Raw genomic sequence first — 19042 nt, 5'->3', positions numbered from 1 at the left:
TCATGCCTTCTCCCGATGTGTCGTGGCTCGTTGTGGCGCAGGCGTCGCATCGCCATCGGTTGAGAGCCTGACGCGATAGCCGACCGGCAGCAGGCGGAGCCCAAAGCGCTCCTCGATCGTCCCCCACAGGCCGCGCGGCAGGAAAAGCGAGAACAGCACGGCGGTGGCGCCAAGCCCGATCAGGTACCAGACGCCGGTGCCGCCGAACCAGGTCTCGATGAGGAAGAACAGCAGCGCGCCTAAAATGGCGCCCTCGAAAGTGCCGATGCCGCCGACCAGCACCATGAAAATCATGTAGGCGGTCCACTGGACGTTGAAATAGGTCTTCGGCTGGAAGGTGATCGAGGTCGCCAGCCACAGCGCGCCGGCAATGCCGATGCCGAAGGCGGCAAGCACGAACAGCAGCCGCTTGGTGCCGGTGACGCGCACGCCGACCGATGCGGCGGCATCCTCATTGTCGCGGATCGCGCGGATCGCCGCACCTGTGCTGCCGCGCAGCAGGCCAAACAGAATGGCGAGCAGGGCGGTCATCGACGCCAGCGCCAGCCAGTAGATCGCTGCCCGCCTGGCGCCCGCGTCATAGGCGTTGAGCGAGATCAGCGATGTGCCGGTTTCGCCCTGCACCAGACGGTCGAGATTGACCAGAAGATGAGTCAGCGCCGCGATCACCCACATGCCGATGGCGAACTCGCCATTCCTCAGCCGCAGCATGAACAGCGAGAGCGGCCAGGAGACGGCGCCAACGACAATTCCAGAGGCGAAGAGCGCGAGGAACGGGTTGAGGCCGGCATCGGCGAGCCGGATGGCGAAATAGGCGCCGAGCCCAAAGAACACTTGCTGACCGACCGAGACCAGGCCGCCGAAGCCGGCCAGCGCGTTCCACATCGCCGCCAGGATCACATAGATGAACAGCGCGGTCATCCGGTCGACACCGCCGTTCGACAGGAACTGTGGTGCAATCGCTAGCAGCGCGATGACCAGCGCGACCGCAATCGCGGCGATCCGCGACGTCGCTGTGCCGCGCTCGATGACCGGTGAGGCCGAGACGGCGCTCATGATGCGCTCCGGGATGGCAGGCGCAACAGGCCGCGCAGGCCGAGGCCCGACGTGGAGAGCCGCACGAACAGGACGATCAGGAATGCGACATGGCCGCCGATCAGAAACCCTTGCGGATGCACCTGCGCACCGAGCGTCTGGGCAAGCGCCAGCACGATGCCGCCGATCAGCGTTCCCCACAGCGAACCGGCGCCGCCGATCACCGCAGCCTCGAAGGCGAACAGCAATTGCGGCGCGCCGGCATAGGGATCGAAGGTGGCGCGCATGCCGAGGAACGCGCCGGCAAGGCCGACCGTGACCATGGCGATGGCAGCGGCGATGGCATTGGCGCGGCGTGCATCGACGCCGACCAGGCCGGCAGTGTCGGGGTCCTCCGATGTAGCGCGGATCGAGCGGCCAAGCCTTGTGCGGGTCAGGAACAATTGCAGCCCGCCCAGCAGGATGACGGCGGTGGCAAACATGATCACGGCGAGCTTGCCGACATAGATGCTGCCCGGCCATTCCCAGGAATCATAGGACAGGCTGCCGATATAGGGCGCCAGCGAACGGGTGTCGGCGCCGAACTGCTCGAACAGCAGATTGTCGATGACGATGGCGAGGCCGAACGTCGTCAGGATCGGCAGCAGCGCGCCGCCGCGCGCGCTGCGCTCGAGCAGGAAGCGCTGCAGCGCCCAGCCGATCGCCGCCATCAAGGGCAGGACGATGAGCAGGCCGACAAAGGGCGAGATGTGGAACCGCGAGGCGAGCCACCACAGCGCAAAGGCGGCGAACACGGCAAGACTGCCATGGGCGAGGTTGATGATGCGCATCACCGAAAACATGAACGACAGGCCGCAGGCGATAAGCGCGTAGTAGCCGCCGAGCAGAATGCCCTGGATGATCTGGTTGCTCATACGGGAACGCTCCCGGGGCTTTTCCGGTGCAGGCCGAAATAGGCTTTCGTCACCTCCTCGCGCGAAACCGCCTTGCTCGGCCCTTCTAGCGCGACACGCCCTTCGAGCATGCAGATGATCCTGTCGGAAACCGCGAGCGCCCGGTTAAGGTCCTGTTCGACGAGGATGATCGTGGTGCCCGAGGCGATCAGCCCTTGCAGTGCTGTATAGACGCGGTCGACGATCAGCGGCGACAGGCCAAGCGAGACCTCGTCGAGCAGCAGCACGTCCGGATTGCTCATCAGCGCCCGGCCGATCGCCGTCGCCTGCTGTTCGCCGCCAGAGAGGTGGCCCGTCTTGGCATGGCGGCGTGGCTTCAGATTGGGAAACATTTCCAGCACCTTGTCGACGCTCCAGTCGCCCGGCCGGCCGGCAGTCTTGCCCAGCAGAAGGTTTTCCTCGACCGTCATCCGCACGAACAGTCTTCGCCCCTCCGGCACCAGTGCAATGCCCATGCCGACGCGTTTGTGCGATGGCACATCCGTCAGATCGGCGCCGTTCAGCAGCACGCGGCCGGCAGCCGGCTGATGCGCGCCGGCGATCGCCCTCAGCAGCGTCGTCTTGCCGGCGCCGTTGGCGCCGACCAGTGCGAGCGTCTCGCCGCGTTCGATGCCGAAGCTGACGCCGCGCACCGCTTGCAGCAGGCCGTGCCGGACAACCAGGTTCTCGACCGCAAGCAGGCTCATCTCGGGCCTCCGCCCAGATAGGCGCGTACGACCTCGGGGTCGGCCATCACTGTTTGCGGGTCGCCGTCGGCGATGATCCTGCCGGCGTCCATGCAGATCAGCCGCTCGGCCACCTGCAGGAGAATGTGGACGATGTGCTCGATCCAGACGATGCCGATCTTGCGCCGGCGCAATTCCTTGATCGTGTCGACGAGTTCGCCGGCTTCGCCGTCGGTCAGTCCGCCGCCGATCTCGTCCAGCAAAAGCAGCGTCGGTCTGGCCGCCAGCGCGCGCGCCAGTTCCAGCCGCTTGCGGTCGAGCAGCCCGAGCGTTTCGGCGCGCCGGTTGGCGACACCGAGCATGCCGCACAGTTTCAGCGAGCCGAGCGCTTCCTCATAAGCCTCGTCGCGGCCGAGGCCGGCGCCATGCGAGGCGGCGACGAAGACATTCTCGAAGGTGGTCATGCCGCTGAACGGTTTGGGCACCTGGTGCGTTCGCACCAGGCCGAGCCGGCAGCGCTGCGTCGCCGTCAGCGGCGTCACGTCGCTGTCCTTGAAGCTGACCGTGCCCGAGCTTGGTGGAAAGGCTCCGGCGAGCACGCTGAGCAGTGTGGTCTTGCCGGCGCCGTTCGGGCCGACAATGCCGACCGCCTCGTCGGCAGCCATGCTGAAGTCGACCGCATCCAACACCACAAGCGCGCCGAAGCGCTTGTGGATACCGGCGGCAGCGAGGATCGCCTGTTGTTGCGGATGGGTCACCAGGCGATCCTCAGCGGTCCATCAGCCGTTGTAAGGCAGAAGCTTGGCTTCGACAGTCACGTTGGGGTCGGTGGCATTCTCGGTCACGACATAGTCGAGCGGGAACTTGGCTCCTTCCTTGGCGGCGACCCATTGCGTGCCGATGATCGGGCCGGGCGAGACATTGGCCACGGGTCCGCTGGTGAAGTCGACCTTGCCGACCATCGTCTCGGTTTTCAGCGAGCTCAGCGCCTTGGCCACCGCTGCCTTGTCCTTGGCATCGGTGCTTGCCTTCAGCGCTTCGAAGCCGGCGTCGAGCAGCGACATCGAGGCGCCGAGCTGCTGCGTCCACTGCTTGCCGCTCGCCGCCTCGTAGCCATCGGCTAGCTCGGTTCCCGAAACGCCGGTCAGCGGCGACTTGTAGGGGAAGGCCTTGTGCCAGTAAGCGGCGCTCGAAATCTTCACGCCGAGATCGCCGAGCGCCTCGATGTCGGAGGGGAACAGCCCGGTCTTGGCGACCTGGCAGATCTTGATCTGCTTGATCAGGCCCTGCTGCGCCGCCTGGCGCCAGAACGCCGCGAAATCCGGCGGGATCGGGAAGGAATTGAAGATCTCGACGCCTTCCTGCTTGAACAGCGCGATCTGCGAGGAATAGTCGGTGGTGCCGGTCTCATAGGCGCCGGGATCGACAATGGTGAAACCTTGCTTGGCCAGCAGCGGCGCCAAATGGGAGCGGATGGCATTGCCATCGGCATCGTTGGGATACATGACGCCGACCTTCTTGTTGGTCTCGATCAGGTTCCATTGCGAGATATAGGCTTTGAAGAACTCGCCGACGCCGAAGCCGAAATGATAGGTCCACTTGAACGGCGAGGGCGCATCGGGCTTGGCGCCACGGCCGAAATACCAGGCTTCCCACGGCATGACCGTCGACAGGCACGGCACGCCGGCGGCCTCGCAGGCGTCGGCCACGGGATTGATCACCTCCGGCGTCGACACCGCCAGCATCAGGTCGATGGCCTGGTTGTTGATCAGGTCCTTGGCCAGCTGACCGGCGCGTGACGGGTCGGACTGCGTGTCCTGGTCGAGGATCTCGACGCTGTATTTCTTGCCGCCGATTTCGAGGCCGCCGGCCAGCGCCTTGCGGGCCAGGTCGAGCACGTAGCCGTCGGTCTGGCCGAAGCCGGCGAGCGGCCCGGTGCGCGGGCTGACGAAGCCGACCTTGAGCGTGTCGCCTGCCTGGGCAAAGGCGCCGCGGCCGCCAAGCGTGAGAGCTGCGCCGCCAGCGATCGAGGTGGCGATGAACTGGCGCCGCGAAATGCCTGGAATACTGGATTTGCTGCCGATAGCGTGAGTCATACGTTCCTCCCTCTGTGCTCCTCAGTCGTCACAGTGCACCAGCGGTTTGGTTCGGTAAAATGATATTTTGCGGTGTTTCGTTAACCCCTGGGTTAGGAAATTCGGGACGAACAGCGGCCATCTCGAGCCTAGCTGCCTTGCCTTGCCGCTTCGCGGACGGTCTGCAGCAGGATGGAGAAGGCCGGCGAGGGCGCGGTGTCCGTGCGCATCGTCAAGCCGACTGGGCCCTTGGTTTCCTCTGTGTTGACCGGCAAGGCGACGAAGGCGCCGCTGCCGAGTTCGTTGGCAACGACCCCGGCCGAAATGATCCAGACCGCATTGCTCTGCCGCAGGAAAGCGCGACCAAAGGAGTCCGAGACGGTTTCGATCTCGGTTGCCGGCGCCGTCATGCCATTGGTGATGAACAGGCGGTCGACGAAGGGACGGATAACCGATTCCCGTGTCGGCATCAGCATCGGGAATTCGTCGAGCCGCGCGAACACATCCTGTCCCGGGTCAAGCAGCGGATGTCCCGCCCGCACCACGAACAGCACGGGTTCGGAATAGAGGTGCTCGAAGAAGAAGCCGGTCATGTTCTCCGGCGCCGCAAGCCGTCCAACGACGAGATCGAGCGCGCCGGTGCGCAACTGTTCGAGCAGCACCGCGTTCTCGCCGGTAACAATCTTGATCGCAGCACCAGTGCCCTCTTCGAGAAACAAGGTCATGGCGAGCGGCATGACCCGCGCTGACACCGTCGGCAGCGCGCCGATACGGATCGGATGCCGGTTGACCGCTCCGTCCTGCCTGACGGAATCGACGCCTTGCTTCAGCGCCGTGATCGCCGTGCCGGCATGGCGCAGGAAGATTTCGCCGATGCGCGTCAGCCTGATGCCGCGGCCGTCGCGTTCGACCACCGCCACACCCAGCGCCTCTTCCAGTTCGCGCAATGTCTTGGTCACCGCCGGCGGGCTGACGTGCAGCAAGTCGGCCGCCCGCGCCACGCTTCCCTGCCGCGCAACTTCCAGGAATGCCTGCAGGTGGCGGAACCGGATGCGGCCTACGGACATGGATTTGATAACCCCTGAGTTAATGAAACGGTGAAAAATATCATTTTACCGAACCAAACGCCTTGTGCAATGTGGGGATGGAGGATCGAAATCGTGCCATTCGTCACCATTGGCGGCATCACGCTGCACCATCGCCGCATCAAGGCGGCCGGCAATGCGCGCCCGATCATATTCATCAATTCTCTGGGCACCGATTTCCGGATCTGGGACGAAATTGTCTCGGCGCTCGATGGTGAAATGCCGTTGCTGGTTTATGACAAGCGCGGTCATGGGCTGTCCGATATCGGCGACATCAGGTCGATCGACGATCATGTCGATGATCTCTCGGCGCTCATCGATCATTTCGGGTTGAGCAAGGTCGTGCTGTGCGGCCTGTCGGTCGGTGGCCTGATCGCACAAGGCTTTTATCGCAGGCGCCCAGAAATGGTCGAAGGCCTGATCCTGTGCGACACGGCCCACAAGATCGGCACGACAGACAGCTGGAACACACGCATCGCGACGGTCGAAAGCAAGGGCATCCAGGCCATTGCTGACGGAGTGCTCAAAATGTGGTTCACCCCCGCTTTCCACGCGGCGCGTCTGGCCGAGTTGGACGGCTATTGGAACATGATGACCAGGCAAGCGCTGGCGGGTTACATCGGGACTTGCGTGGCGGTTCGCGATGCGGATTTCACCGATGCCGCGCGCCACATCGCGGTGCCGACGCTCTGCGTCGCCGGCGACCAGGATGGCTCGACGCCTCCCGATCTCGTCCGCTCGCTGGCCGACCTGATCCCCGGCGCGCGCTTCGAGATCATTCGCGACGCCGGGCATATTCCTTGTGTCGAACAACCGAAAGCGCTGACCGCCTTGATCCGCGATTTTATCGCATCGCTTGCCCCCGGAGCAGAACCCCATGGATGAAGTCCCCGGCAACGAAGCCAGATATCGCACGGGTCTCGCGGTGCGGCGCTCGGTGCTCGGCGACCGGCATGTCGACCGGGCCGAGGTCGCCGCCACCGATTTCGACCAGCCTTTCCAGGAACTGATCACCGAGGCCGCCTGGGGAACCGTGTGGGCGCGGCCGGGCTTCAGCAAGCGCGAGCGTTCGATCGTCACGCTGGCGCTGCTGGCCGCACTCGGCCATGATGAGGAGGTCGCCATGCATGTGCGCGCCACCGTCAACACCGGTGCTTCGCGCGACGACATCTGCGAGGCGTTCCTGCATGTCGCCATCTATGCCGGCGTGCCGGCCGCCAACCGTGCCTTCAAGATCGCCAAGGACGTGTTTTCGGAAATGGACGGAGCCAAGAATGCCCGCTAAGTCCGGCTCGAACCAGAGACCCGAGACCGGCGCCTTCTTCCAGCGCGACCGGACCTGGCATCCGCCGGCGCTGACGCCGAACTACAAGACCTCCGTGCTGCGCTCGCCACGGAAGGCGCTGCTTGCCTTCGACAACACGCTGTCGGAAATAACAGGTCCTGTCTTCGGCCACGCCATGCTCGGCGAACTCGACGCCGACCTGATCCACAATTTCGCCAAACCCGGCGAGAGCGCCATCGGCGAGCGCATCATCGTCTATGGGCGGGTGCTCGACGAACGCGGCGTTGGCGTGCCCGGCGCTCTGCTCGAATTCTGGCAGGCCAATGCAGGTGGCCGCTATCGCCACAAGAAGGATGGCTACCTGGCGCCGCTCGACCCGAATTTTGGCGGCTGCGGCCGTGCCATATCAGGCGAGGATGGCGGCTATGCCTTTCGCACCGTCAAGCCCGGTCCCTATCCCTGGCCGAACGGGCCGAACGACTGGCGCCCCTCGCACATTCATTTCTCGGTGTTCGGCCACGGCTTTGCCCAGCGGCTGATCACGCAGATGTATTTCGAGGGCGACCCGCTGATCTGGCAGTGCCCGATCGCGCGCGGCATCCCCGACAAGGCAGCAGTCGAGACGCTGATCGCCGCGCTCGACATGCAAGCGACGATCCCTTTCGACGCGCGCGCCTACAAATTCGACATCGTGCTTCGCGGGCGGCGCGCGTCGCTGTTCGAAAACAGGCTGGAGGGCAATTGATGGCTCAATCGCTCGACCGGCTGAAGGAGAGCCCTTCACAGACCGCCGGACCCTATGTCCATATCGGGCTGACGCCCAATTTCTGCGGCATCGGCGGCGTCTACCCGGCCGACCTTGGTGCGACCATGGTCAACGACAAGACCAAGGGTGAGCGCATCGGTCTTCGCATCCGGGTGCTCGACGGCACCGGCACGCCGCTCAAGGACGCGCTGATCGAGATCTGGCAAGCGGATGCGGATGGGCTTTACAATTCGCCGGCCGAACCGCGCGGTGCCGCCGATCCGAATTTCTTCGGCTGGGGCCGTTGTCCGACCGACATGGACACCGGCCTGTGCACGTTCGACACGATCAAGCCGGGCCGGGTGCCGTTCAGGGATGGCAGCCTGATGGCGCCGCACATCACGCTCTGGATTGTCGCGCGCGGCATCAATCTCGGCCTCCACACACGGCTCTATTTTTCCGATGAGGAAAAGGCCAATGCCGGGGATGCGATCCTGGCACGGATCGAGCACCGCATCCGCGTGCCGACGCTGATCGCCGAGCGCAAGGGCGATATCTATATCTTCGACGTCCATCTCCAGGGGGAGAAGGAAACGGTCTTCTTCGACAGCTGATGCTCAGGAGACTCGCGCCATGACCGTATCGCCTTTCGACCATCCACTGCTCTCCGCTCTCCTCGGCGACGAGGAAGCGGCGAGGCATTTTTCCGTCGAGGCGGAAATCGAGGCGATGCTGGCCTTCGAGCGTGCGCTGGCGGAAGCGGAGGCCGAAACCGGGATCATCGCCAGCGACGCGGCGGCGGCGATCGTGGCCGCACTTGCCACGTTCCGGCCCGACACCGCCCCGCTGCGGGCCGCTGTCGCCAGGGACGGCGTCATGGTGCCGGAACTGGTGCGCCAGATCAGGGCAGCGGTCGGCGAACCGCATGGGGCGAAAGTGCATTTCGGCGCGACCAGCCAGGATGTCATCGACACCGGCCTGATGCTTCGGTTCAAATCCATCGTCGAGCATCTCGATCTGCTGTTGACCGAAACCGTTATGCGCCTCGCCGCGCTCGAAGAGCATTTTGGCGGCAGGGCGCTGACCGGAATGACGCGCATGCAACCGGCGATTCCGATCCAAGTGGCCGATCGCGTCAAAGCGTGGCGGGCGCCGCTGCAACGGCATCAGGAAAGGCTGTCGGAGCAGTCGAGGCGTCTGCTGGTGGTGCAGTTTGGCGGTGCCGCCGGCACGCTGGAAAAGTTTGATGACAAGGGGCCGGCGGTGCGCGCGGCCCTTGCCGCGAAACTCGGCCTTGGCGACGCCCGGCAGTGGCAGAGCCAGCGAGACGCGCTCGCCGATTTTGCCGGCTGGCTGTCGCTGGTCACGGGCAGCCTTGGCAAGTTCGGCCAGGACATTGCGCTGATGGCGCAAGGCGGAACCGACATCGAACTGTCGGGCGGCGGCGGCTCGTCGGCCATGCAGCACAAGCAGAACCCGGTGAAGGCCGAGGCGCTGGTGGCGCTTGCCCGCTTCAACGCCACGCAGCTTTCCGGCATGCATCAGGCACTTGTGCATGAACAGGAACGCTCGGGCGCGGCATGGACGCTGGAATGGCTGCTGCTGCCGCAGATGGTCGTCGCGACCGCCGCGTCGCTGCGCCTTGCCGCCGAACTGGCCGCACAGGTCGAAAGTCTCGGCCACTGATGCGCAGCCAGGTCGTTATCATTGGTTCGGGACCGTCCGGCCTGCTGCTCGGCCAGCTGCTGGCCGGCATCGGCGTCGAGACGGTCATTCTGGAACGCGCGAGCCGCGAGCATGTGCTTGGCCGCGTACGCGCCGGCGTGCTCGAACAAGGCACTGTCGAATTGCTGGAGGAGGCGGGTGCCGCGGCACGGCTGCACGCCGAGGGGCTGCCGCATTCAGGCATCTCGCTGGCCTTCGACGCACGCCTACACCGCATCGACCTTACCGCACTCACCGGCGGCAAGCATGTCACCGTCTACGGTCAGACCGAAGTGACACATGATTTGATGGATGAACGCGATGCGGCAGGGTTGACCACGATCTACGAGGCGGCTGATGTCGCGCCGCACGATTTCGATGGTGAGGCACCTTTCGTCACCTATGACAGGGACGGCGCCACGCATCGTATCGACTGCGACTTCATTGCCGGTTGTGACGGCTATCACGGCATCAGCCGCAAATCTGTGCCCGCGGATGCGCTGAAGACCTTCGAGCGGCACTATCCGTTCGGCTGGCTCGGCCTGCTGGCCGAAGTGCCGCCGGCCCATCACGAACTGGTATACGCCAATCACGAACGGGGTTTCGCACTGTGCTCGATGCGCTCGACGCATCGCAGCCGCTACTATGTACAGTGCCCGCAGGACGATCGTGTCGAAGCTTGGTCCGACGACCGCTTCTGGGACGAGTTGCGCTGCCGCTTGCCGGAGCAAACAGCGGCAAGCGTCGTCACGGGGCCATCCTTCGAGAAGTCGATCGCGCCGCTGCGCTCTTTCGTTGCCGAGCCGCTGCGCTTCGGCCGGCTTTTCCTGGTCGGCGACGCCGCCCACATCGTGCCGCCGACCGGCGCCAAAGGGCTCAACCTCGCCGCCAGCGACGTGCGCTATCTCTTTGCCGGCTTGCGCGACTTCTATGTCGAGAAATCACACGCCGGCATCGACGCCTATTCAGGCAAGGCGCTGGCACGGGTCTGGAAGGCGGTGCGCTTCTCCTGGTGGATGACGACGATGCTGCACCGCTTTCCCGACACCGGCGAGTTCGGCCAGCGCATCCAGGAGGCCGAACTCGACTATCTTGTCCATTCGCAAGCCGCGTCGACCGCGCTCGCCGAGAACTATGTCGGCCTGCCTTACTGAAGGCCGCGGATCATCCAGCGCCTTGCTGCCTGGCAAAATCCAACAGGATCGGGCGCTGCCCCTTGAGGATTTTCACCTCGGCCTCGGGCAAGGTGAACCAGCCCGCTTTGTCGACTTCCGGGAACTCCTTCAGGAATCCCGACCTTGGCGGCCATTCCATGGTGAAAATGTTGCTCTTGATGGCAGCCACATCGATGTCGACGGCCGGTTCGACAGACCAGGCCATGACGATCTTTCCCCCCGGTTGCCTGTAGTTGCCAAGCCGCGCGAAGGATCCGTCTATCCTGACGCCGAGCTCTTCCTCGGTTTCGCGTTGCGCTGCCGCCAACTCGTCCTCGTTCTCGCCGACAAGACCCTTCGGTATCGACCACGCACCGTCGTCCTTCTTCGCCCAGAACGGTCCGCCCGGGTGAACCAGCAACACCCTGAGATCGCCGTCGCCGCGGCGATAGATCAGCAATCCCGCACTGCGTTTTGCCATTTTGAACGTCCGTTTGCGAAGCCGGCAGCCTGCCGATGGTCCTTGAATCGTTGACGCGAACCTTGCACCTAGGGATTGCGACGCTATGTCAGTTGCGTCTGCATTGCGCCTCACGCACGAGTCCGGCAAACTGATACCATCGCTTATTTGGCGGCTCGAAGGCTAGGTGACGATGCAACTCGGTCTTATTGGCTACTATAGCGACTTCGTGGTCTATCCGCTGGTTATCGCCGCACTGGCAGTTGCAGGGCTGATCGAGGCCGGCGAAGACAATGCGCCAGGCTGGATCGGCACGGTCCTCGCCTGTCTCTTTCTCTGGACGCTGACCGAATACGTGCTGCACAGGTTCGTCCTTCATCACATTCCCTACATCAAGGACCTGCACGATCGTCACCATGTCGAGGAGCGCGATTCGGTGGGCACGCCGACCTGGCTCAGCCTTGGGGTGCATGCGCTGGTTGCGTTTGTACCCGTCTGGATGGTCTCAGGTTTCGCAACCGCAAGTGCTGTAAGTTGCGGGCTGATGCTGGGGTACCTCTGGTACATCAGCATCCACCACATGATCCATCACTGGCATCCCAGCCATCCGAGCTATCTCTACACGCTCAAACGCCGCCACGCCGTGCATCATCACATCGACGAATCGGCCAATTTCGGTGTTACGTCGGCACTTTGGGATCGGGTCTTCGGTACGGCGCGGCTCTGAATCCAGGGGCCTGCCCCCCGCCGCTCAACGCCTCTTTCCGCGACCGCCGGGAGACTTGGCCCCGCGCGGCCCGCTCTGAACCGGCGTGTTGTGCTGGTTTTCGTCGGACAGTTTGCGCCAGCGGGCAAGGCGCTCCGGGTCCAGCGTCCCGGCCTTCAAGGCAGCCTGCACCGCGCAGCCCGGCTCATGCACATGCGTGCAGTCGCGGAACTTGCAGAGCGGGGCGAGTTCGGTGATTTCGGCAAAAAGTGTGTCGATGCCGGAGGCGACATCACTGACGTGCAACGTCCGCATGCCGGGCGTGTCGATCACCCAGCCGCCACCTGCGATGGCGTGCAACGATCGCGACGTGGTGGTGTGGCGTCCCTTGGCATCGTGTTCGCGGATGCCTCCGGTCTGTTGCGGCGATTGCTGCGCCGGTCCGGCCAGCGTGTTGACCAGCGTCGATTTGCCGACGCCGGAAGAGCCGATCAGCGCCACCGTTTGGCCGGCGCCGCACCAGGCGGCCAGCGCGGTCGCGGCATCCGCGGTGCGCGGGTTCAGCGTCACGACGGCCAGTCCACGCTGCAGCGCCGCAGCCTGCTTCTGGTATGCCTCGGCGTCCTCAGCCGTGTCTGCCTTGGTCAGCAGGATCACCGGTGTCGTTCCTGCCTCGTTGGCGAGCGCCAGATAGCGCTCGAGCCGGGCGGGATTGAAGTCGGCATTACAGGAGGTGACGATGAACAGCGTGTCGATATTAGCCGCGGCAAGTTGCGGCACCCTGCCGCCCTGGGTGCGGCGTTCCAGCACCGTCTTGCGGGTCAGGCGGCGCTGCACAAGCTTGTCATGCGCGTCGACGAGCACCCAGTCGCCGACGGCATAATCACCAGTGTTCGCTTGCGCGGGCAGCGTCAGATCGACTGGCCCTGCCTGGGACAGGCCGGTCAGGCGGTCGCGATGAACCGTGGCGATACGCGTCGGGACGAGATTGGCTTCGCCGGGCTCGATCTGGTCGCCGAAGAAATCCGTCCAGCCCAGGCTGGCGAGCGATGGCTTGGAGTGATCCGTCAAGGCTTTGACAACGGCGTCGCGGACATTGGACAGTATCCCTGGCAAAAATCGAAGGAGAGGCGGACCTCGGTTGGGCGATTGCGCAAGCCGTGTATGGGCGGCGTGGCGACTTTTGGCAAGCAGGGCCATGGCCGATAGCCGAGCGGCAAGCTTCAGCTCGGAACCAAAAAGCGCGGCATCGAACTGCCGGTCTTCGCCTCGCCGACAATTGCCGGCGCCGCTTCGCTTATCGCGGGTAGCTGGCCTTGCTGCTAAGGCCGTGGCCGGCGGTCAGCCCGTCGCACCGGCGTAGATGTCGAGCACTTCCGCCACGCTGCCGATCAGCAACTCCCTGGCCTTTGGCGCAGCGGACCCGTTCGCCACCGCTGTGTCGAGACGGCCAAGATACTGGCTGATGAGGGGTGGGGGAATGTCCCGGTCACCGAGCGCCTGCATCAGCGCGTCCGTGGCTTGCCGGGCCGCCAGCGCCGGCCAGTAATAGCGGATGCGGTCGCTGTAGGAAAAATGCCGCTCTATCCGCTGCTCGGTCGCGGAGCCGTGGTAGTGGTTCTTCCAGTTGCCGGGCGCCGCCTGCATGGCGCGCTCCATCGCCGCCGGCAGGCTTTCGCGCGCCGGGTCGGGAACGAGGATATCGGCGATGTGGCTCAAGCCATAGAGCGCCTCGCGCAGCGCGAAGGTCAGCCATGGCCCGACCTTGAGGATGGCAAAGCCATCGTCGACCAGTGCGGTCAGCGCCGTCACCGGCTGGTAGTCGGTCGAATGGGCCTCGAAGACGAATTGCGGCAGGTCGCGCAGCGTGCCGGCCAGCGCCTGGGCGCGTTCCGGCCTGTAGGCGATCACCTCCGCATTGCCGAATTCGACGCCCGGCTGCACGACGATACCGATCGCACGCGAAAAGGCCTTGTCCAGACCAAGGCGGCTGAACGCCTGCCGGTGGATACGGACGGTTTCAAGTGCCGCCTCGGGCGTCGTCACCGCCAGATGGTCCATCGCTTCAAGGGCACCGCCCGGCACCGGCACTTCGGTGCCGATAACGTAGACAGGCTTGGCGCCGCCCGTTCGGTCGGCCGCGGTCTCCGCCACCGCGGCCAGTTCGGCGGCGCGCTCTGCAATCGTCGCGTCGGGCGGCGCCGCGCCTTCGCCGGCGCAGCCCATGCTGGCGTCGAGATGGATCTTGGTGAAGCCGGCCTCGGCATAGGCGTCTACCATGCGCGAGGCGTTCTGCAGGGCCTCGGGCGCCGGAAGGTCCTTCCACGGATTGGGCCCGAGGTGGTCGCCGCCGAGCACCAGCCTGTCCCGGGGAAAGGCGACCTTGTCGGCGATCACCTCGACGAAGCGGCGGAAATCGCCGGGCGTCATGCCGGTGTAGCCGCCCTCGTGGTTGACCTGATTGCAGGTCGCCTCGATCAGCACGTCGGCGCCACGTGCCTTGCCATGGCGCAGCGCCGCCTCGATGACCAGCGGATGGGCCGAACAGACCGAGGCGATGCCGCGGCGTTCGCCGGCCGCGCGACGCGTCGCGATGGCAGCCAGCCTGTCCGTCGCCTGGCTCATGCCGGCGCTCCGGTCTCGGCAGTCTCGATGAACGCTTCGACTGCGGCGAGGGAAGCTATGCCCTCCATCGGACCCTTTTTGGTCACGGCCAGCGCGCCGCAGGCATTGGCGACCTTGAGCGCTTTTTCAGGTGCTGCCCCGCGCAGCCAGAAGGAGACGAAGGCCGCGGCAAAACAGTCACCGGCGCCGGTCGGGTCGATCTCGTCGACGACGAAGCCGGGCGATACGGTGCGCCCGGCACGGTCGTGGTGAACGGCACCCTGCGCGCCTTTCTTGATGACCACCGCCGAAATGCCGCGTTCCAGCATTTCGCGCACCGCGCCTTCCTCGTCGGCGGCCTTGGCGAAGTTGAACAGTTCCGGGCCGCTGGGCAGGAAAAGATCCGTCCGCGACAGCACGAAACTCAACGCTTGGCGCATGCCGGGCAGATCGAGCATCTCCCTGCGGATGTTGGGATCGAAGGAGACCGTGCCGCCGCGTGCCTTGACCGCTTCGATACCGGTGCGGGCCACCTCGATCATTTCCGGCGAGAACAGCGACGTGCCCATGACATGAAAATGATCAGCCCCCGCCAGCAGTGCGCGCGCTTCGTCGCCGATCTCGATCAGGCCGGCGGCACTCTGCTTGATGTTGTAGACAAAGTGCCGGCTGCCATCCGTCTCATAGCTGACGAAGGCCGTTCCCGTCGCCGCGCCTCGATGCACCTTGATGGCCGAGATGTCGGCGCCGTCGGAACGCAGGCGCTCGATGTTCAAATGTCCGAAATCGTCGTCGCCGACCGCGGCGATCAGGCCTGCCGGCTGGCCGAGCCGCGCCGCCTGGTCGACGAAAATCGCCGGTGCACCGGATGGAAACGGGCCGATGAGCGGGCCGGGAGCAAGGAAACTCTGGCCGATCCGCTCGGCCATGATCTCGACCAGGATCTCGCCGGCGCAAACCAGTTTCTTCATGTTCTCACCATGTCGCTGGATGGCGTTGGGCTCGCCCGGCTGCACCATGCTCCGCTTTTCCAACCCGAACCCTACGTCTTCAATTTTAGAGCGTCAATAAATAATTTGACGCACGTAATGTTTTTGCGCTGTATTGGGAACTGTGAAAATTTGACTGAATAAGTTGGGTCAAGCATTGCCGCTTCCGGTCAACGGCCGCATGACTGGTGACGGCTCGTCCGGTCGGCGATGACGGCAAGGGGATCAGGAGTATCGATGGCGGAGAAGACACACCGCACGATGGATGACTTCGCCCAGGCATGTGGCGTGTCGCGGCCGACGCTGTCCAAATATTTCGACGACCCGGCGAGCGTGAAGCCGGCGACGCGGGCACGGATCGAAGCAGCCCTGCGCTCCTCGGACTATCAGCCGAACCTTTTCGCCCGCAACCTCAACCGCAAGCGCACCCGTAACATCGGCATCGTCGTGCCGACGATCACCGATCCGTTCTATGCCGAGATGGTCAGCCGCATCGAATTTCGCTGCCGCGACGAAGGCTACTGGCCGATCGTCATCTCCTCGCATGGCTCTCCGAAGCTGGAGGCGGAGTCGGTCAGGACGCTGCTGTCACTGAAGGTCGCCGGCGCGATCATCGCTCCGCTCGGCCTGGCCTCCGACCGAAGCGTTTTCGACAAGCTCGGGCAGGACATTCCGATCGTCTATTTCGACACCTATATCGAGGGCGATACGCCGTTCGTCGGCAACGACAACCGGCAGAGCGTGTCGACCATCGTCGATTATCTGTGCCGGTCGGGTGAGCCCCCGGCCTATCTCGACATTCCGCATGTCAACCACAACTCCGGCGAACGCCAGGCAAGCTACATCGTCGCGATGGAAACCGCCGGCTTCAAGCCGGTCGTGATCGAGGCCGCGCGCGATTACACCTGGGACTTCGAACGGGTCGGCTACGAGCAGATGGAAAGAATGCTGGAGGCCGGCAACTTGCCCGGCCGCACCATCCTGTGCGCCAACGATCGTCTCGCCTTTGGCGTGATGGCTGCCGCGTATTCGCGCGGCCTGAAGGTCGGCCGCAGGTCCGATTGCGATCTGCGCGTTGCCGCCCATGACGATCATCCGCTGAGCCGCTACACCTGTCCGGCGCTCACCACCATGGCGCAGGATTTCACCGCCATGGCCGGCCGCAGCGTCGAGATCCTGCTGGCCCTGCTGGACGAGGCCGATCCGCCGAAGCAAAGCCTGGCACGCACGGTCAAGCTCGATGCCACCCTGGTGATGCGTCAGTCGGCCTAGGCGTCAGCGACCCTGGGTCGAAATGGCGCCAGGCAGCCACCGCCTCGGCCACCGCTTGCCGCGCGGCTGGGATATGGCGTCCCATCGAGACGAAACCATGGATCTGGCCCGGCCATTGCCGCAGGATCACTGGCACGCCTTCGGCCTGCAGGCGCGCGGCATAGGCTCCCCCTTCGTCGGCGAGGATGTCGAAGCCCGCAAGCGCCACGAACGCCGGTGCGGCACCCGCGATATCAGACGCCAGCAGGGGCGAGACGCGCCAGTCCAGCATGTCGTCGGGCGTTCGCACATAGCGGTCGCGGAACCATGCCATGGTGGTTGCGGTAAGCCCGAAGCCGTCGCCGAAACGCCGGTAGCTGTCTGCCATCTGACGTGCGTCGGTGTTGGGATAGATCAGGATCTGCGCGGCAAGCGGTGGTGCCAGCCCATCGCGGGCGAGCAACGCCAGGACGGCGGCGAGATTGCCGCCGGCGCTGTCGCCGGCAACACCGATGTGGGCCGGGTCAATGCCGAGATCGGCGGCGTTCCGCGCCATGAAGCGCAGTGTCGCCAGCCCATCCTCCAGCCCGGCGGGAAATTTGTGCTCCGGCGCCAGGCGATAGTCGGGGCAGACAATGACGGCGTTGCCGAGATTGGCCAGCCACCGGCAGATCTCGTCATGCGAATCGAGATTGCCGATGACCCAGCCGCCGCCATGCAGATAGAGCAGCGCCGGCGCCCCGCTCGGCAGTGCGCCGATGCCTCGATGGATGCGGACAGTGATGGCGCCGTTCGGCCCGTCGATCTGCTGTTCCAAGGTCGCGGCGACCGGCTCATGCTCGCCCTGCAGCGTCGGGAACGAGACGTTGTAAGCGGCGCGCGCCGCCGCCACGCTGCCGTTCTCGAACGGCTCGCCGCCGGCAGCGCGGCCGATTTCGAGGACGCGCAGCGCATCCGGATCGAGTGTCATGGTCATGTCCTCAGGCCAGCAGGTCGCTTGCCTCTTCCTCGGTCAGCAGGGCCGGTTGGACGACATCGCCCGAGACGGCGACCGAGCCCTGTGTTTCACCGGAGCGCAGGATCGCCTCCATGATCTCCAGCACATGCAGCGCGAGGCTGCCGGAGGCGCGTGGCGTGTTGCCGGTTTGAAGCGAGCGCACCAGATCGGCGACGCCGAGCATGCGGTAATTGGCCCGGTCGGGCACCGCATAGGGCCAGTTGCGAGCGCCATAGAGCTCGCCTTCGCTGGCGAAATCCTTCCACTCGGTGCCGCGCTCGGACAGCGACACGGTGCCGCCGAACGTATCGGGGTCGGGCAGACGCAGCGAGCCTTCCGTGCCGTGCAGCTCGATCGGATGGTTGGAATGGCGAAAGACATCCCAAGAGGCGCCGAAGGTGACAGTCGCGCCGGAGCGGAATTCGAGCAGCGACAAAACGTTGGTCGGGGTGCCGACCTTGAATGTGGTGTTCTTGAATGGCCCTTCGGCGGATATCAGCCGCTCCTCCTGACCGCGTGTCGCCATCGCCATGACGCGCTCGACCGGACCGAGCAGATTGACAAGCATGGTTAGATAGTAGGGGCCCATGTCGAACACCGGGCCGCCGCCCGGCTGGTAGTAAAATTGCGGGTTGGGATGCCAGTGCTCCATGCCGCGGCCCATCATGAAGGCGGTGCCGGTGACCGGGCGACCGATGGCACCCTCGTCCATCAGGCGGCGCGCCCGGCGTCCGGCGGCACCCAGGAAGGTGTCGGGCGCCGAGCCGAGCAGCAGGCCGCGCGACCTCGCCTCGTTGACCAGGCGCTGTCCGTCGGCGGCCGAGGTGGCGAGCGGCTTTTCGGTGAAGACGTGCTTGCCGGCGGAAAGTGCTGAAAACGAAATGTCGAAATGCGCCGCCGGAATGGTCAGGTTGAGGACAAGATCGATCTCGGTGTCGGCCAGCAGCGCATCGACGCCGAGCGCCCGGATGCCATATTCTTTCGCCCGCACCGCCGCCATGTCGGCCGAGATATCGGCGCAGGCGCGCAATTCGATCCCGCCGAAGAGGGCGGCGTTGCGCAGGTAGGTCATCGAGATATTGCCGCATCCGACGACGCCGATCCCGAGTTTCGTCTTTGTTTTCCCGTGCATTTTCGATCGTACCTCCCAACGCGGTCATGGTCTGCCGGATTCGCCCAGCCGGCAACGGATCGCCTTCGCAGGGGCTATACAACATTTTAAATATTGACGCGCGTAAAATTTTTATACAACATGCGAAAATGCTGGCGCGATATCGGGAGGCTGCCAGCCCTAGGAGGAGAAAATGACAGACATGAAAAACGGCCGACTGCCG

20 protein-coding genes are annotated in these 19042 nt (G+C 64.7%); 8 read left to right on the top strand and 12 right to left on the bottom strand.

What is annotated here, in order from left to right:
* The 6 genes from NKH02_RS00645 to pcaQ all read right to left on the bottom strand — a co-directional run bounded on the left by NKH02_RS00645 (nucleotide 1) and on the right by pcaQ (nucleotide 5795).
* Complete coding sequence (locus tag NKH02_RS00645; RefSeq protein ID WP_352875625.1) at nucleotides 1–1056, bottom strand: branched-chain amino acid ABC transporter permease; 1056 nt, start codon at nucleotides 1054–1056, stop codon at nucleotides 1–3.
* Complete coding sequence (locus NKH02_RS00640) at nucleotides 1053–1949, bottom strand: branched-chain amino acid ABC transporter permease (protein WP_352875623.1); 897 nt, start codon at nucleotides 1947–1949, stop codon at nucleotides 1053–1055. Before NKH02_RS00640 ends, NKH02_RS00645 begins: the two co-directional genes overlap by 4 nt.
* Nucleotides 1946–2674 (bottom strand): ABC transporter ATP-binding protein, encoded by a 729-nt coding sequence (locus tag NKH02_RS00635; protein WP_352875621.1) that lies wholly within the window; start codon nucleotides 2672–2674, stop codon nucleotides 1946–1948. The genes NKH02_RS00640 and NKH02_RS00635 overlap by 4 nt, the downstream gene beginning before the upstream one ends.
* Complete coding sequence (locus NKH02_RS00630; protein WP_352875743.1) at nucleotides 2671–3414, bottom strand: ABC transporter ATP-binding protein; 744 nt, start codon at nucleotides 3412–3414, stop codon at nucleotides 2671–2673. Before NKH02_RS00630 ends, NKH02_RS00635 begins: the two co-directional genes overlap by 4 nt.
* An 18-nt stretch (nucleotides 3415–3432) precedes the next feature.
* Nucleotides 3433–4749: an ABC transporter substrate-binding protein gene (locus tag NKH02_RS00625; protein WP_352875619.1), complete on the bottom strand. Its 1317-nt coding sequence runs from the start codon at nucleotides 4747–4749 to the stop codon at nucleotides 3433–3435.
* A gap of 128 nt (nucleotides 4750–4877) precedes the next feature.
* A complete protein-coding gene (gene pcaQ / locus NKH02_RS00620) occupies nucleotides 4878–5795 on the bottom strand; it encodes a pca operon transcription factor PcaQ (RefSeq protein ID WP_352875617.1) in 918 nt (305 codons plus the stop codon).
* 93 nt (nucleotides 5796–5888) lie between these two features.
* Here pcaQ and pcaD point away from each other — a divergent pair, with 93 nt between their 5' ends.
* From pcaD to pobA, 6 genes are read left to right on the top strand one after another with little or no spacing between them, the layout of a single operon-like run.
* On the top strand, nucleotides 5889–6698 hold the full coding sequence (pcaD, locus tag NKH02_RS00615; RefSeq protein WP_352875615.1) for a 3-oxoadipate enol-lactonase: 810 nt from the start codon (nucleotides 5889–5891) through the stop codon (nucleotides 6696–6698).
* Nucleotides 6691–7098: a 4-carboxymuconolactone decarboxylase gene (pcaC, locus tag NKH02_RS00610; protein WP_352867322.1), complete on the top strand. Its 408-nt coding sequence runs from the start codon at nucleotides 6691–6693 to the stop codon at nucleotides 7096–7098. Before pcaD ends, pcaC begins: the two co-directional genes overlap by 8 nt.
* Nucleotides 7088–7843 carry a protocatechuate 3,4-dioxygenase subunit beta gene (gene pcaH / locus NKH02_RS00605; protein WP_352875614.1) on the top strand — a complete coding sequence of 252 codons (756 nt, stop codon included), beginning with the start codon at nucleotides 7088–7090 and terminating at the stop codon, nucleotides 7841–7843. Before pcaC ends, pcaH begins: the two co-directional genes overlap by 11 nt.
* Nucleotides 7843–8457, top strand: coding sequence for a protocatechuate 3,4-dioxygenase subunit alpha (pcaG, locus tag NKH02_RS00600; RefSeq protein WP_352875612.1), 615 nt, complete (start codon nucleotides 7843–7845; stop codon nucleotides 8455–8457). The genes pcaH and pcaG overlap by 1 nt, the downstream gene beginning before the upstream one ends.
* Nucleotides 8458–8476: 19 nt before the next feature.
* Nucleotides 8477–9529, top strand: a complete 1053-nt coding sequence (locus NKH02_RS00595; protein ID WP_352875610.1) for a 3-carboxy-cis,cis-muconate cycloisomerase — start codon at nucleotides 8477–8479, stop codon at nucleotides 9527–9529.
* Nucleotides 9529–10701 (top strand): 4-hydroxybenzoate 3-monooxygenase, encoded by a 1173-nt coding sequence (gene pobA / locus NKH02_RS00590; protein ID WP_352875609.1) that lies wholly within the window; start codon nucleotides 9529–9531, stop codon nucleotides 10699–10701. Before NKH02_RS00595 ends, pobA begins: the two co-directional genes overlap by 1 nt.
* Before the next feature lie 10 nt (nucleotides 10702–10711).
* Here pobA and NKH02_RS00585 read toward each other — a convergent pair whose 3' ends face one another.
* Entirely contained in the window at nucleotides 10712–11182 is a 471-nt protein-coding gene (locus tag NKH02_RS00585) for an NUDIX hydrolase (protein WP_352875607.1), read from the bottom strand.
* Between the two features lie 172 nt (nucleotides 11183–11354).
* Between NKH02_RS00585 and NKH02_RS00580 the strand changes: the two genes are divergently transcribed.
* On the top strand, nucleotides 11355–11888 hold the full coding sequence (locus tag NKH02_RS00580; RefSeq protein WP_352875605.1) for a sterol desaturase family protein: 534 nt from the start codon (nucleotides 11355–11357) through the stop codon (nucleotides 11886–11888).
* Between the two features lie 24 nt (nucleotides 11889–11912).
* Here NKH02_RS00580 and rsgA read toward each other — a convergent pair whose 3' ends face one another.
* The 3 genes from rsgA to NKH02_RS00565 form a co-directional block, all read right to left on the bottom strand.
* A complete protein-coding gene (gene rsgA / locus NKH02_RS00575; RefSeq protein ID WP_352875603.1) occupies nucleotides 11913–12938 on the bottom strand; it encodes a ribosome small subunit-dependent GTPase A in 1026 nt (341 codons plus the stop codon).
* A 270-nt stretch (nucleotides 12939–13208) separates the two neighbouring features.
* A complete protein-coding gene (locus NKH02_RS00570) occupies nucleotides 13209–14492 on the bottom strand; it encodes a D-tagatose-bisphosphate aldolase, class II, non-catalytic subunit (protein ID WP_352875601.1) in 1284 nt (427 codons plus the stop codon).
* Entirely contained in the window at nucleotides 14489–15442 is a 954-nt protein-coding gene (locus NKH02_RS00565) for a tagatose kinase (RefSeq protein WP_352875742.1), read from the bottom strand. Before NKH02_RS00565 ends, NKH02_RS00570 begins: the two co-directional genes overlap by 4 nt.
* A 255-nt stretch (nucleotides 15443–15697) precedes the next feature.
* On the opposite strand from NKH02_RS00565, the gene NKH02_RS00560 reads away from it, so the two are divergent.
* Nucleotides 15698–16732, top strand: coding sequence for a LacI family DNA-binding transcriptional regulator (locus NKH02_RS00560; protein WP_352875599.1), 1035 nt, complete (start codon nucleotides 15698–15700; stop codon nucleotides 16730–16732).
* Here NKH02_RS00560 and NKH02_RS00555 read toward each other — a convergent pair.
* Both NKH02_RS00555 and NKH02_RS00550 read right to left on the bottom strand, forming a co-directional pair.
* Nucleotides 16692–17681: an alpha/beta hydrolase gene (locus tag NKH02_RS00555; protein ID WP_352875597.1), complete on the bottom strand. Its 990-nt coding sequence runs from the start codon at nucleotides 17679–17681 to the stop codon at nucleotides 16692–16694. The two genes, NKH02_RS00560 and NKH02_RS00555, sit on opposite strands and share 41 nt — an antisense overlap.
* Nucleotides 17682–17691: 10 nt before the next feature.
* The gene (locus NKH02_RS00550) at nucleotides 17692–18840 is read right to left on the bottom strand and encodes a Gfo/Idh/MocA family protein (RefSeq protein WP_352875595.1); all 1149 of its coding nucleotides are present in this window, start codon (nucleotides 18838–18840) and stop codon (nucleotides 17692–17694) included.
* Between the last annotated feature and the right edge of the window lie 202 nt (nucleotides 18841–19042).

Source organism: Mesorhizobium sp. M1396 (genome assembly GCF_040317725.1).
Taxonomy (GTDB): Bacteria; Pseudomonadota; Alphaproteobacteria; order Rhizobiales; family Rhizobiaceae; genus Mesorhizobium.
Note: the sequence above shows the minus strand (reverse complement) of the source record. Positions and strands in the feature narration are given on the sequence as shown.

Bases quoted from the DNA above. Each gene is read 5' to 3' on its own strand.
- NKH02_RS00645 (WP_352875625.1), bottom strand. From the start codon at position 1,056: ATGAGCGCCGTCTCGGCCTCACCGGTCATCGAGCGCGGCACAGCGACG.
- NKH02_RS00640 (WP_352875623.1), bottom strand. From the start codon at position 1,949: ATGAGCAACCAGATCATCCAGGGCATTCTGCTCGGCGGCTACTACGCG.
- NKH02_RS00635 (WP_352875621.1), bottom strand. From the start codon at position 2,674: ATGAGCCTGCTTGCGGTCGAGAACCTGGTTGTCCGGCACGGCCTGCTG.
- NKH02_RS00625 (WP_352875619.1), bottom strand. From the start codon at position 4,749: ATGACTCACGCTATCGGCAGCAAATCCAGTATTCCAGGCATTTCGCGG.
- pcaQ (WP_352875617.1), bottom strand. From the start codon at position 5,795: ATGTCCGTAGGCCGCATCCGGTTCCGCCACCTGCAGGCATTCCTGGAA.
- pcaC (WP_352867322.1), top strand. From the start codon at position 6,691: ATGGATGAAGTCCCCGGCAACGAAGCCAGATATCGCACGGGTCTCGCG.
- pcaH (WP_352875614.1), top strand. From the start codon at position 7,088: ATGCCCGCTAAGTCCGGCTCGAACCAGAGACCCGAGACCGGCGCCTTC.
- pcaG (WP_352875612.1), top strand. From the start codon at position 7,843: ATGGCTCAATCGCTCGACCGGCTGAAGGAGAGCCCTTCACAGACCGCC.
- NKH02_RS00595 (WP_352875610.1), top strand. From the start codon at position 8,477: ATGACCGTATCGCCTTTCGACCATCCACTGCTCTCCGCTCTCCTCGGC.
- pobA (WP_352875609.1), top strand. From the start codon at position 9,529: ATGCGCAGCCAGGTCGTTATCATTGGTTCGGGACCGTCCGGCCTGCTG.
- NKH02_RS00585 (WP_352875607.1), bottom strand. From the start codon at position 11,182: ATGGCAAAACGCAGTGCGGGATTGCTGATCTATCGCCGCGGCGACGGC.
- NKH02_RS00580 (WP_352875605.1), top strand. From the start codon at position 11,355: ATGCAACTCGGTCTTATTGGCTACTATAGCGACTTCGTGGTCTATCCG.
- NKH02_RS00570 (WP_352875601.1), bottom strand. From the start codon at position 14,492: ATGAGCCAGGCGACGGACAGGCTGGCTGCCATCGCGACGCGTCGCGCG.
- NKH02_RS00565 (WP_352875742.1), bottom strand. From the start codon at position 15,442: ATGAAGAAACTGGTTTGCGCCGGCGAGATCCTGGTCGAGATCATGGCC.
- NKH02_RS00560 (WP_352875599.1), top strand. From the start codon at position 15,698: ATGGCGGAGAAGACACACCGCACGATGGATGACTTCGCCCAGGCATGT.
- NKH02_RS00555 (WP_352875597.1), bottom strand. From the start codon at position 17,681: ATGACACTCGATCCGGATGCGCTGCGCGTCCTCGAAATCGGCCGCGCT.
- NKH02_RS00550 (WP_352875595.1), bottom strand. From the start codon at position 18,840: ATGCACGGGAAAACAAAGACGAAACTCGGGATCGGCGTCGTCGGATGC.